12 protein-coding genes are annotated in these 12,542 nt (G+C 65.3%); 8 read left to right on the top strand and 4 right to left on the bottom strand.

Annotated elements, in window-relative coordinates; translation table 11 throughout:
* Positions 1 to 7: 7 nt before the first annotated feature.
* The 6 genes from ABD243_RS03605 to dnaE all read left to right on the top strand — a co-directional run bounded on the left by ABD243_RS03605 (position 8) and on the right by dnaE (position 7,210).
* Positions 8 to 538 (top strand): cell division protein SepF, encoded by a 531-nt coding sequence (locus tag ABD243_RS03605; RefSeq protein ID WP_344362173.1) that lies wholly within the window; start codon positions 8 to 10, stop codon positions 536 to 538.
* Positions 539 to 675: 137 nt separating this feature from the next.
* On the top strand, positions 676 to 963 hold the full coding sequence (locus ABD243_RS03600; RefSeq protein ID WP_116767505.1) for a YggT family protein: 288 nt from the start codon (positions 676 to 678) through the stop codon (positions 961 to 963).
* A 187-nt stretch (positions 964 to 1,150) separates the two neighbouring features.
* Positions 1,151 to 1,855, top strand: coding sequence for a DivIVA domain-containing protein (locus tag ABD243_RS03595; RefSeq protein WP_344362171.1), 705 nt, complete (start codon positions 1,151 to 1,153; stop codon positions 1,853 to 1,855).
* A 182-nt stretch (positions 1,856 to 2,037) separates the two neighbouring features.
* Positions 2,038 to 2,616: a signal peptidase II gene (lspA, locus tag ABD243_RS03590; RefSeq protein ID WP_344362168.1), complete on the top strand. Its 579-nt coding sequence runs from the start codon at positions 2,038 to 2,040 to the stop codon at positions 2,614 to 2,616.
* 7 nt (positions 2,617 to 2,623) lie between these two features.
* Positions 2,624 to 3,598 carry an RluA family pseudouridine synthase gene (locus ABD243_RS03585; protein ID WP_272914151.1) on the top strand — a complete coding sequence of 325 codons (975 nt, stop codon included), beginning with the start codon at positions 2,624 to 2,626 and terminating at the stop codon, positions 3,596 to 3,598.
* A gap of 54 nt (positions 3,599 to 3,652) precedes the next feature.
* Positions 3,653 to 7,210 (top strand): DNA polymerase III subunit alpha, encoded by a 3,558-nt coding sequence (gene dnaE / locus ABD243_RS03580; protein ID WP_116767502.1) that lies wholly within the window; start codon positions 3,653 to 3,655, stop codon positions 7,208 to 7,210.
* Positions 7,211 to 7,304: 94 nt separating this feature from the next.
* Here the strand turns inward: dnaE and ABD243_RS03575 are convergent, their stop codons facing one another.
* The 4 genes from ABD243_RS03575 to ABD243_RS03560 all read right to left on the bottom strand — a co-directional run bounded on the left by ABD243_RS03575 (position 7,305) and on the right by ABD243_RS03560 (position 10,191).
* Positions 7,305 to 8,147, bottom strand: coding sequence for a hypothetical protein (locus ABD243_RS03575; protein WP_344362163.1), 843 nt, complete (start codon positions 8,145 to 8,147; stop codon positions 7,305 to 7,307).
* Positions 8,134 to 8,706 carry an RNA polymerase sigma factor gene (locus ABD243_RS03570; RefSeq protein WP_344362331.1) on the bottom strand — a complete coding sequence of 191 codons (573 nt, stop codon included), beginning with the start codon at positions 8,704 to 8,706 and terminating at the stop codon, positions 8,134 to 8,136. The genes ABD243_RS03575 and ABD243_RS03570 overlap by 14 nt, the downstream gene beginning before the upstream one ends.
* Positions 8,707 to 8,889: 183 nt before the next feature.
* The gene (locus tag ABD243_RS03565) at positions 8,890 to 9,606 is read right to left on the bottom strand and encodes a DUF4397 domain-containing protein (RefSeq protein WP_344362161.1); all 717 of its coding nucleotides are present in this window, start codon (positions 9,604 to 9,606) and stop codon (positions 8,890 to 8,892) included.
* A 126-nt stretch (positions 9,607 to 9,732) separates the two neighbouring features.
* Positions 9,733 to 10,191 (bottom strand): flavin reductase family protein, encoded by a 459-nt coding sequence (locus tag ABD243_RS03560; RefSeq protein WP_202615888.1) that lies wholly within the window; start codon positions 10,189 to 10,191, stop codon positions 9,733 to 9,735.
* Between the two features lie 196 nt (positions 10,192 to 10,387).
* Between ABD243_RS03560 and ABD243_RS03555 the strand changes: the two genes are divergently transcribed.
* Both ABD243_RS03555 and hisD read left to right on the top strand, forming a co-directional pair.
* On the top strand, positions 10,388 to 10,969 hold the full coding sequence (locus ABD243_RS03555) for a hypothetical protein (RefSeq protein WP_344362158.1): 582 nt from the start codon (positions 10,388 to 10,390) through the stop codon (positions 10,967 to 10,969).
* A gap of 121 nt (positions 10,970 to 11,090) precedes the next feature.
* Positions 11,091 to 12,476 (top strand): histidinol dehydrogenase, encoded by a 1,386-nt coding sequence (gene hisD, locus ABD243_RS03550; protein ID WP_344362155.1) that lies wholly within the window; start codon positions 11,091 to 11,093, stop codon positions 12,474 to 12,476.
* The last annotated feature ends 66 nt before the right edge of the window (positions 12,477 to 12,542 follow it).

Genomic DNA, 12,542 nt, shown 5'->3' with positions numbered 1-12,542 from the left:
GTCGAGCATGGCTGGCGCTCTGCGCAAGACAATGATCTATCTTGGGCTCGCCGACGGCGAAGAACACTACGAGTCTGAGCACCCCACACCGCACAAGGATGAGGACGAATCCATGGAGCAGGACCGCGAGGAACGACGTGCGCCCGCGCCCGTCCGCGAGGTCCCCCGGGAAGAGCCCTACGCCGCTGAAGAGGAATATCGCGCACCTGTGACACCCATCAAGCGTGCGGCATCGAGCCGCGAAGAGACCACCGGCCTCCGGCAGATCACCACGATCCATCCGCGGTCTTACAACGACGCCAAGCTCATCGGCGAAAGCTTCCGCGACGGCATCCCCGTCATCATGAATGTCACCGACATGGGCGAGGCCGATGCCAAGCGCCTCGTGGACTTCTCCGCCGGCCTTGTTTTCGGTCTGCGCGGCAGCATCGAACGGGTGACGAACAAGGTCTTCCTGCTCTCGCCGTCGTACATCGAAGTCATTGGCGATGACAAGAAGGTCAGCGAGACGCAGGCCAGTTTCTTCAACCAAAGCTAGAGACGATAATTCCGCACGGATGCCAGGCGGGGACACCCGCCTGGCATCCGTGCGGAATTATTCGTGTTGAAATAGAAGCGGTACTTTCCTTAGGACACTGCGGTATCCGGAATGAACATGGAGATATGAGTTAGCTCATGGGAATTGTTTTCGGGCTCGTCTATATCGCACTGTTGCTTTTCTTCGTGGCCCTGATCATCCGCCTGGTTTACGACTGGGTACAGATGTTTGCCCGGAACTGGCGGCCGCGCGGTGTGGCGCTCGTCGCTGCCCATGCCGTGTATTCGGTCACGGACAAGCCCCTCGGGCTCCTTCGCCGGCTCATCCCGCCACTCCGGCTGGGCGGCGTTTCGCTCGACATCGGGTTCCTGCTGCTGTTCGTTGTCGTGAGCCTGGCGATGGGGATCGTGAAGAGCCTGGTGTAGGCCCGGCCGACCGCAGCATCAGCAGCCGCCGCGGCCACGCAGGCGACTGACCCGGGCCAAGGCCCGAACTGCTAGAAACTCCGGTTTGACACTGCGGTGTTGAATTAGAGGAACCAGACCATATTTAGGTACCGTAGTTTTGACGGCCGGAAGGCCTACTGACTAACTAGACCAACGAGGTGACCAGATGGCTTTGACGCCAGAAGACGTTGTCAACAAGCGCTTTCAGCCGACCAAGTTCCGCGAAGGCTACGACCAGGACGAGGTAGATGACTTCCTGGACGAGATCGTCGTCGAACTCCGGCGCCTGAACCAGGAGAACGACGAGCTCCGCAAGAAGCTCGCCGAACTCGGCGCCGGCACGCCTGCCAGCTCCGCAGCCGCCGCCCCCGTGGTGGAAAAGGTCCCGGCGCCCGTCAAGGCCGAAAAGGAAGACGCCGCCAAGGCTGAGGCTGAGGCCAAGGCAAAGGCGGCCGCTGAAGCCGCCAAGAAGAAGGAAGCCGAGCAGGCCGCCAAGGCCGCCCAGGCAGCCCAGGCAGTCGAACCGGCCCGCACCGCGGTCACCCCGGCTTCCGAGTCGGCCGCCGGCCTGCTCGCCATGGCACAGCAGATGCACGACAAGCACATCGCCGACGGCGAGCAGCAGCGGGATAAGATCATCGCTGAAGCACAGATCGAGGCCAGCAGCCTCGTCAACGATGCTCAGGAAAAGTCCCGCAAGATCCTTGGTGCCCTCGAGCAGCAGCGCTCCGTGCTGGAACGCAAGGTCGAGCAGCTGCGCGGCTTCGAGCGTGACTACCGCTCACGCCTGAAGGCCTACATCGAAGGCCAGCTGCGTGACCTCGATGCCCGCGGCTCTGTTGCCGCCGCTGAGGTTGGCGAAGCCAACTAAGGCAAAAAGCCAAGTATTCTGAAAGTCGGTGGCTGGGGACTCCTCGGCCGCCGGCTTTTCCTTTTTCCCGCACTGTTTCATTCCTGCACGGTTCATTCCCGCACGGTGCCGCCACCGGTTCCGGTGCCGGCGTGCCGGGCACCACACCCCGGTCTCCGTACTGGCTCCCGAACGAAAGCCCTATGACTGACGCACCATCACCAGACGCCACACAGCCTGCCGCGGCCGTACAGCCCGTGCCTACCCGGCGGCGCCGGGCGAAGCTGTTTGTCCTGTTCGCTTCCTTCGCGGTGTTCGCGTACGTGTTTGACCAGCTGACCAAGCTCTGGGTCACCACCACCATGACAGAGGGCGAGCGGATCCCCGTGTTTCCGCCGCTGCTGCACTGGTTCTACATCCGCAACTCCGGGGCGGCGTTCTCGATCGGCGAAAACGTCACCTGGGTGTTCACGATCATCATGGCGGCGGTGTCCGTCGCGATCCTGATGCAGCTTCGCAAGCTTGGCTCGCTGTGGTGGGCGCTGGCGCTCGGGCTGCTGCTCGGCGGTGCACTCGGCAACCTGACGGACCGGCTTTTCCGCGAGCCGTCTTTCGCGATGGGCCATGTGGTGGACTTCATCCAGCTGCCGAACTTCGCGATCTTCAACATCGCCGACTCCGCCGTCGTTTCCGCCGTCGTGATCATCTGCCTGCTCACGCTGCGCGGGATCTCGCTGGACGGTTCGCGCCACACGAAGGAAGCGGTGGCCAAGGATGTCTGACCCCGAGATGTCTAACCCCGAGGACCCGGCCGGGGAGTCCGGTTCTGCACCTGCAGGGCACCGGCAATTCACCGTCCCGGAGGACCTCGCAGGCGCCCGGGTGGACGCCGGCCTGTCCAAAATGATGGACATCTCCCGCTCCCAAGCTGCTGTCCTCATCGCCGAAGGCCATGTCAGCAGCAACGCCAAGAGGGTCGGGAAATCCCTCAAGCTCACCGCCGGCACCGTGCTCGACGTCGTGGTGCCGGACCGCCGGGACCCCCTGGAAATCGTGGAGGAAGTAGTGGACGGCCTAAAGATCCTGCTGGACGATGACGAGTTCGTTGTCATTGACAAACCGGTCGGCGTGGCAGCCCACCCGTCGCCCGGTTGGGTCGGTCCCACGGTGGTGGGAGGCCTCGCCGGTCTCGGCTACCGGATTTCGACGTCGGGCGCCCCCGAACGCGCCGGGATCGTCCACCGGCTCGACGTCGGCACCTCCGGCGTCATGGTGGTGGCCAAGACCGAAAACGCGTACACCGTCCTCAAACGGGCCTTCAAAGAACGAACCGTGGACAAGGTATACCACGCCGTCGTCCAGGGCCTGCCGGACCCGCTGGCGGGCACCATTGACGCCCCCATCGGCCGCCACCCGGGCCACGACTGGCGGTTCGCCGTGATTGAGGACGGCCGTGACTCCGTTACCCACTACGAGGTCCTGGAAGCCTTCGGGAAGGCCTCGCTCGTGGAGGTGCACCTCGAAACGGGCCGCACCCATCAGATCCGCGTGCACTTCTCCGCGCTGCGCCACCCCTGCGCCGGTGACCTCACCTACGGCGCGGACCCGCGGCTGGCCGCCACCCTGGGGCTGACCCGGCAATGGCTGCACGCCCGGTCACTGTCCTTCGATCACCCGCGGACGGGGGAGCGGGTCACCGTGACCAGCGAGTACCCGCAGGATCTGAAGTATGCCCTCGAGGTCCTGGAATCCGGGCAGGCCTGAGCCCCGCCGTCGCGGCTGCACGCCGCTGCCGCGGCACGGCACTAGAATGGTGCGGTGACTTCCAGCAACGACTCGTTTGTCCATCTCCACAACCACACCGAGTACTCGATGCTGGACGGCGCCGCCCGGCTCGGTGAACTGTTCGACGAAACCGAGCGGCTCGGCATGCCGGCCCTCGCCACGACGGACCACGGCTACCTGTTCGGCGCCTTCGACTTCTGGAAGCGGGCAACGGACAAGGGCATCAGGCCGATTATCGGCGTCGAGGCGTATGTGACTCCCGGAACCGCCCGCACGGACAAGAGCCGCGTGCGGTGGGGCGAGGAGCACCAGCGCAAGGACGACATTTCCGGCGGCGGCTCGTACACGCACATGACCCTGCTCAGCTACAACAACGTGGGCATGCGGAACCTCTTCCGGGCCTCCTCGATCGCTTCCCTGGACTCGGTTTTCGGCAAGTGGCCGCGGCTGGACCGGGAACTGCTGAACACGTACTCCGAAGGCCTGATCGCCACCACCGGCTGCCCGTCCGGCGAAGTCCAGACGAGGCTCCGGCTGGGGCAGTACCGGGAAGCCGTGGAGGCCGCGGCCGAGTTCCGCGACATCTTCGGCGCTGAGAACTACTTCTGCGAGCTCATGGACCACGGCCTGGACATCGAGCGGCGGGTCACTGGCGATCTGCTGCGCCTGGCCAAGGAACTGAACCTGCCGCTCGTGGCCACGAACGACCTCCACTACACGCACGAGCACGACGCGAAGGCGCACGAGGCCCTGCTGGCGATCCAGTCCGGTTCCACGCTCCTGGAGCCGACCTATGACAACGGCGGTTCCCGCTTTGCCTTCTCCGGCAGCGGCTACTACCTGAAATCCCCGCAGGAAATGAGGGAGCTCTTCCGCGACCACCCGGAGGCGTGCGACAACACGCTTCTGATCGCCGAGCGCTGCGAAGTGTCGTTCAACACCGGCGCCAACTACATGCCACGCTTCCCCTGCCCCGAGGGCGAGGACGAAACGTCCTGGCTGGTCAAGGAAGTCGACAAGGGACTGCAGTACCGCTATCCCCAGGGCATCCCGGACAAGGTCCGCAAGCAGGCCGACTATGAGCTGGAAGTCATCACTTCCATGGGCTTCCCGGGCTACTTCCTCGTGGTGGCTGACTTCATCAACTGGGCCAAGAACAACGGCATCCGCGTGGGTCCCGGACGTGGCTCCGGCGCCGGTTCCATGGTGGCGTATGCCATGCGCATCACCGACCTCGATCCGCTGCACCATGGCCTGATCTTCGAACGCTTCCTGAACCCTGACCGCGTTTCCATGCCTGACTTCGACGTCGACTTCGATGACCGGCGCCGTTCCGAAGTGATCGACTACGTCACGCGGAAATACGGCGACGAACGCGTGGCGATGATCGTCACCTACGGCACCATCAAGACCAAGCAGGCCCTCAAGGACTCCTCGCGCGTGCTGGGCTACCCGTTCAGCATGGGCGAGCAGCTGACCAAGGCACTGCCCCCGGCTGTGATGGCCAAGGACATTCCGCTGGCCGACATTCAGAACCCCGAGGCCAAGCGTTACAGCGAAGCCGGCGACTTCCGCCAGCTGATCAGCACCGACCCCGAAGCCGCCAAGGTTTTCGAGACGGCACTGGGCATTGAGGGACTGAAGCGGCAATGGGGCGTGCACGCCGCCGGCGTCATCATGTCCTCGGACCCCATCATCGACGTGATTCCGATCATGCGCCGCTTCCAGGACGGCCAGGTCATCACCCAGTTCGACTATCCGACGTCTGAAGGCCTCGGCCTGATCAAGATGGACTTCCTGGGCCTGCGGAACCTGACGATCATTTCCGACGCCCTGGAAAACATCAAGATGAACCGGGGCATCGATCTCGACCTCGAAACCCTGGCGTTGGACGACACGGAGTCCTACGAACTGCTGGCCCGAGGCGACACGCTGGGCGTCTTCCAGCTCGACGGCGGACCCATGCGGTCCCTGCTCAAACTGATGAAGCCTGACAACTTCGAAGACATCTCCGCGGTGCTGGCCCTCTACCGGCCCGGTCCCATGGGCGCGAACGCGCACACCGACTACGCGTTGCGCAAGAACAAGATCCAGGAAGTCATTCCGATCCACCCGGAGCTCGAGGAGCCGCTCTCCGAAATTCTCGGCGGCACGTACGGCCTGATCGTGTACCAGGAGCAGGTCATGGCCGTGGCGCAAAAGCTCGCCGGCTACACCCTCGGCCAAGCCGACATCCTGCGCCGCGCCATGGGCAAGAAGAAGAAATCCGAGCTGGACAAGCAGTTCGCCGGTTTCTCCCAGGGCATGCAGGACAACGGCTATTCCATGGCCGCGGTCAAGACCCTCTGGGACATCCTGCTGCCGTTCTCCGACTACGCCTTCAACAAGGCGCACTCGGCCGCCTACGGCGTCATTTCGTACTGGACCGCGTACCTGAAGGCGCACTACGCGCCGGAGTACATGGCCGCCCTGCTCACGTCCGTGGGCGACGACAAGGACAAGTCGGCGATCTACCTCAACGAATGCCGCCGCATGGGCATCACCGTGCTACCGCCGGACGTCAACGAGTCGGCGCTCAACTTCACCCCGGTCGGCAACGACATCCGCTTCGGCATGGGCGCCATCCGCAACGTCGGTGTGAACGCCGTCGAGGCCATGGTGGCGGCGCGCGAGAAGGAAGGCGCGTATACGTCCTTCAAGGACTACCTCATGAAGGTCCCCGCGGTGGTCTGCAACAAGCGCACCATTGAATCCCTGATCAAAGCAGGTGCCTTCGACTCGCTGGGCCACCATCGCCGCGCCCTGGCCATGATCCACGAAGAAGCGATCGACTCCGTCATCACCCTCAAGCGCAACGAGGCGATCGGCCAGTTCGACCTCTTCGCCGGTTTTGAGGACCAGGAGCCGGAGGCCTCACTCAGCACGGAAATCCCCGATCTTCCCGAATGGGAGAAAAAGGACAAACTGGCCTTCGAACGGGACATGCTCGGCCTGTATGTCTCCGACCACCCGCTGCAGGGGCTCGAAGGGCTCCTGAGCCAGCACGCGGACCGGTCGATCACCTCGATCATCGCCGAAGACGGCCCGCAGGACGGCGCGATCGTGACCATCGCGGGCATGATCACCTCGCTCAGCCGCCGGATCGCCAAGGCCAGCGGCAACGCCTACGCCCGCGCCGAAATCGAGGACCTCGCCGGTTCCATGGAGGTCATGTTCTTCGGGCAGGTCTACGGCCCCATCGCCTCGGTGCTGGCGGAGGACCTGATCGTGGTGGTCAAGGGCCGCCTGCAACGGCGCGACGACGGCGCCGTCACCTTGAACTGCATGGAACTGTCCGTGCCGGACCTCAGCGACAGCCAGAACGGGCCGGTGGTGATCACCATGGCCACGCACAAGGCCACCGAGGCCGTCGTCACTGAACTTGGCGACGTCCTGCGCACCCACCGCGGAAACTCCGAGGTCCGGCTGCACCTGCAAGGTGACACCCGGGTGGAGGTCATGGGCCTGCCGGTGCACCTGCGCGTGAACCCAAGTCCGTCCCTGTTTGGCGACCTTAAGGTGCTGCTCGGCCCGACGTGCCTGGATAACTGAACTGCAGGTGCGGGTAGCCACTAGGCAAGGCTGAGAGGTCCAGGACACCCTGGGGCCGCTCGCCACCTCAGGGTTCACGCATGGTATCCGAGGATCAGTTTTGAGGGTTGAGGGTTCCCCGGGCGATGCTGTCGGCGGAATGGGCCGGGTTCCCGTTGTAGGGCTGGTTGGACACGTCGACGATGGGGTATTGGGCAAGGTCGACGCCGGCGGGGATGGTGAAGGTGCCGGATTCATTGTCGAGGACACCCAGGCTGACCATCTTGGATAGGTCGGCAGAGCCGACCCACACTCCTCGGAATCCGGTGATGTGGTCGTTGGAGAGTCGGATGATCAGGTGCCGGGTTCCATCGGGGAGTTGCTCCACCAGGGCATCTCCGCTCCCGGTGTGCGCGGGCAGTGGAGTCAGGGACGTTTGGGCGACGACTGTCGATGTCGGACCCGACTGGGTGGAGGTGGGCGCAGTAGTGCCGTTGTGTCCGAGAACTCCGGCGGCGGTCCATCCGGCGGCCGTGCCGAGAACGATTCCGGCGGCAACCGCGGTAATCCAGAGACCGGGACGGGCGTGCCTGTCTTTGGCGCTGGGCCGCAGTAGTGTCGGTGCCGACTCTGTGCCGCTGCCGTGGTTCAGGGGCGCTTGCGCCCTGGCTGGCTTCGTCGGTGGGACAGGGGGCCCAGCGCTGGGCTGGGTCAGGGGATCCGTCGCGAGGGTCGGCGACAGGCCGAGGGCCTGATGGATGGCGGCCCAGTTCTGGCTGCCGGGTTTCTCGAGTTCGATGCCTGCGGTGTCGAGGGTGGCAATGTGCACCGCATGTTGCAGGCCTCGGAGGGTTTCGCTGCACACGGGGCAGCTGGCGAGGTGGTCGGCGTCGGTGTCTGTGCCGAGGGACTCGCCAAGGGCCAGCAGACTGAGAAGTTCGGCGTCAAGGTGTTCCATGCTCCACCTCCAGGCGGGTGCGTAAGCGGGTGAGGCTGCGCCGGATGTGGCTTTTGACGGTCCCGAGCGGCAGGTTAAGACGGGACGAAATCTGGTCGTGAGTCAGATCTTCATAGAACGCCAGCCGCATTATTGTCTGCTGTGGATCCCCTAAGTGCTCCAGTTCTTCGTCCAACGTCAGGCGGTCGGCGACCTCTTCGACGTCCCCAGCATCTGGGCGGGAAACGGGGGCAACCGCCAGGAGAATGGCCGCTTGTTCGAGATGGCGCTGGCGGGAGCGGGCGGACAAAGCGTCGGAGACTGCGTTGCGGGCAATCCCGATCAGCCACGCCGGCAGCCGCGCCGCCTCGGGGCGAAAAGTGGTCCGTGATTTCCAGGCCCTAATGAAAACCTCCTGGGTGACGTCGTCGGCAGCGGCACGCTCTCCCAGGGATCTCAGCGCCAGCGTGTAGACCAGCGGACTAAACCGTCGGTACGCCTCCGCGAGGACGCGTTCGTCGCCGCCGGCAAATGCGTGATCGAGATGGGCGTCCCAATCATGCGATGCGGCAGCCTCCATCAGGTGCTCCTTTGAGCGGCAATGGGCCTTGTTGAACCACATTATGCCGCTCCGGCGGGGGACTCCGCCATGGTCGAACGGGGTCAGCTCTCCGGGATGTCACGGTGCGCGTGCCGGTGGGGCCACGGTCGATGTGACCCCACCGGTCGACAGAACAGGACGTCTGCTGGAGCTACGGATGGCTTACTCGTGGTGGCCTTTGTGTCCACGCGATGAGGAGTCCACTACCTGTACGGCGACCCCAAGGTTGTTGTCCGCGAGGCTTCCCCAGGCGTAGACGATGGTGTTTTTTCCCTCGGTGACCTTGACGTCGGCGGGGCCGATCAGCGGGTCAGTGGTTCCCTCTGCTGCGACCGACGCGGAGACGTTTCCGGCCTTGAGGGTGAGGATCTTTTGATGCCGGTTGGTAAGTCCCTCAATGACCGCGGTCCCACCGGCCAGGACATCGACGGCGGGGGCCGCAGCGACGTGCCGGACGGTCAGCTTGCCCTTTCCATCCGGGCTGGTGGAGGTGTCATTGGTGAAAAGGGTGGCCGTGGGGGTCCCGTCAGCGGCCAGATGAGCGACCGCTGTATAGTCCCGACCTGCTTCGAGGTCCACTGTGACCGGGCCTATCACGGGGTTGTCGGCGCTGGTGGCGTCGCCACCGGTGATCGCAATCTTGTGGTCTCCGTCCGGGACGTTCAACGGCCCGGCCAATGTGCCCGGTGTGAAGTTATCCAGGGTGAGCTTGCCGTCGACCCAGACGTCGACGGTAAGGCCCGGAACGCCGTGGAGGACGGACAGTTTTGCTGTTCCATCGTCGCGGTGGTGCCAGGTCGCGGCCTGGGCCGGGGCGGCCAGGGCCAGTGCTGACAGTAGCGTCATTGCTCCGGCGGCTGCAGAAAGTGTCTTGCGCATTTCCAACTCCTCATCGAGGCCCACATGGGGCGGTGGTTGTGCTTACACCCTTACTACCGGCCAAAGGCCGTATCCGGATGCACCACCAGGGAAGTTTTAATGTGCCGTGGCCCGTCGCGGCCTCTGTCAGATCTCGTAGTCGAGCGGAACCGGCTGGCTGTAGGCCCCGGAGTGATAAAGCAGGGGAGCGCCGTCTTCGCCGACCTGACCTTCCACCACTTCGACCACCACCACGGCGTTGTTCTCGAACGACAACCGCATCTGGACCTGCCCGATCAACCAGCCCGTGACGCCCTTCAGCACGGGCACTTCGTGGGGTCCCAGCTCCCAGTGGTCCCCGTCGAACCGGTTGCCGGCCCGGGCGAAGCGGTCTGCGAGCTCCTGGTTCTCCAGCCCGAGCATGTGGACCCCGATGTAGCTCGTGTTCGCCACGGCCGGCCACGAACTTGACGTCCTGGCCATGTTGAACGTGAAGCGCGGCGGCTTGGCAGACAGGGAAGCCACGGAGGTCGCGGTGAATCCGAAGGGGACGCCGTTGTAGTTGGCGGTGATAATCGCCACGCCGGCCGCGTGCCGGCGGAACATTTCCTTGAATGTCCCCTCGAAGATTCCGTCATCTGTGGCCACTGCGATCCAACTCCCTGCTGCACGTATGTGTCATGGTTCCTACTGCCAGCGTATTCCGCCTCCGATCAAGTGGGAGATTTGTTTACCCCCGCCGTCATGTGCTGCCACGCGGCGTCATGTGCCGGGCCGGGGAATCCTTGTTACCGTTTGTTGCATGACACAGCCCGCAGTAGACGGCCCCGTTCAGCACACCGGGGAGCCCGCGCACCCGGACCGGCCCCTGCCCTTGCCCGCCGAGATGAAAGCCGTGCAGCAGCCCGGACACGCCGGAACCCCGTGGCGGAAAGCGGCGGTCATCGCCGCGGCCGGCATTCCGGTGGGGCTGCTTTGGTGGCTTCTGGCGCCGTCGGGACTGAACCTGCTGACCCGGAACCCGGACCTTGCCGCCGGCACCAATACGTCAACCTGGCTGCCCCGGGACCTCGTGCTGGCAGGGCTGTGCCTGCTCGCCGGCTGCATTGCCGGGTCGTTCGTCGCAGGCTCCAAACATGCACAGCCGGCGCCCGGCACCGTAATCCTGGTGGTCCTGGCCGGCGCTGCCGGCTCGCTCCTCGCGTGGGGAACCGGTCTGCTCAGCGCCCAGTGGTGGGGAGCCCCGGCCGATATCTCGGCCAGCGCCAGCGTCGCCTTTTCTCTGCGCTCCTACGCGGTCCTCGCCATCTGGCCGGCGGCGATCGCCCTGGCCATCTTCCTGAACAGCCTCTTTCCGGGCTCCGGCGGCACAGCCCGCTCCTAAACCCCACGCCTGGCGCCTGGTGCCCGGCGGCTGGCGCCCGGCCAGGCTTCAGGCCGGCGGCCGCGCGCCCGGGCCGCGTCACAGCGTCGGAGTGCCCCGGCGGGGCACGTAAAATGATCGGGTGAGCCTAACTCCTGACAGCCCTGTGACCCCGATTCCCGCCGCCCTCAACTTCCGCACGGTGGACGTGCGCGGCCAGCACCTGTCCCTCGCCGGGCTGCGCGCTGCCGTACCGCGGGCACAGTCCGGCACCATGGCAGATGCCGAGGACAAGGTCCAGGACATCATCTCCGCCGTCCGCACGCGGGGCTTCGCCGCACTGCGGGAACTGGCACTGTCCTTCGACGGCGTCGAACAGGCCCACCCCCGTGTCCCGGCCGAGGCGCTGCGCGCGGCTTTGGAAGGCCTGGACCCCGCTGTGCGCGCGGCACTCGAGGAATCCATCCGGCGGGCCCGCAGCTTCGCGGATGCCCAGCGCCCGGCGAACGTCGACGTCGAACTCGGCGAAGGCGCCGTCGTCAGCCAGAACTGGGTGCCGGTGGCGCGCGTGGGGCTCTATGTCCCCGGCGGACTGGCGGTCTACCCGTCTTCGGTGATCATGAACGTCGTCCCGGCCCTGGCAGCGGGCGTCGACTCCATTGCGCTGGCCTCGCCGCCGCAAAAGAACTTCGGCGGCCTCCCGCACCCCACGATCCTGGCGGCCGCCTGCCTGCTGGGCATCGAGGAGGTCTACGCGATCGGCGGGGCGCAGGCCATCGCCACCTTCGCCTATGGCATCCCCGCCGGGGCCTCCGACGCCGGTGACCTTCCCGGGATCGATCCCGTGGACGTTGTGACCGGTCCGGGCAACATTTTCGTGGCCACCGCCAAACGGCTGGTGAAGGGGGTCGTGGGGATCGATTCCGAGGCCGGCACCACCGAGATCGCGATCCTCGCCGACTCGACCGCCAGTCCGGCCCTCGTGGCGGCGGACCTCATCAGTCAGGCCGAACACGACCCCAAGGCGGCATCGGTCCTGTTCACCGACTCCGAGGCCCTTGCGGCCGAAGTCCGCGTGGAACTCGAACGCCAGGCCGCTGCCACCAAGCACTCCAGCCGCGTCCTCGAGGCCCTCTCCGGCCCGCAGTCCGGCGTCGTCCTGGTGGAGGACCTGGAGCAGGGCATTGCCGCCTGCGACGCGTACGCCGCGGAACACCTCGAAATCATGACCGCGGATGCCGCCCGCGTGGCGGCCCGGATCCGCAGCGCCGGGGCGATCTTCGTGGGGGACTACAGCCCCGTCAGCCTTGGGGACTACTGCGCCGGATCCAACCACGTGCTGCCGACCAGCGGCACGGCGGCGTTCTCCTCCGGCCTGAACGTAACCACTTTCCTGCGGGCCATCCAGGTGATCAACTACTCCCGCTCCGCGCTGGAGCAGGTCAGCGGGCACATCGTCAGCCTCTCCGGCGCGGAAGACCTGCCGGCCCACGGCGAGGCAGTCACGGCGCGCTTCGCCGCCCGGTAACCACCCGCCCAGACCACTACATGTAGTAATTACAGGCTTGTTATTCAGCTATATCTAGTCGTAAAC

Source organism: Arthrobacter humicola (assembly GCF_039531445.1).
Taxonomy (GTDB): Bacteria; Actinomycetota; Actinomycetes; order Actinomycetales; family Micrococcaceae; genus Arthrobacter; species Arthrobacter humicola.
This window is presented reverse-complemented; position numbering and strand designations above follow the sequence as displayed.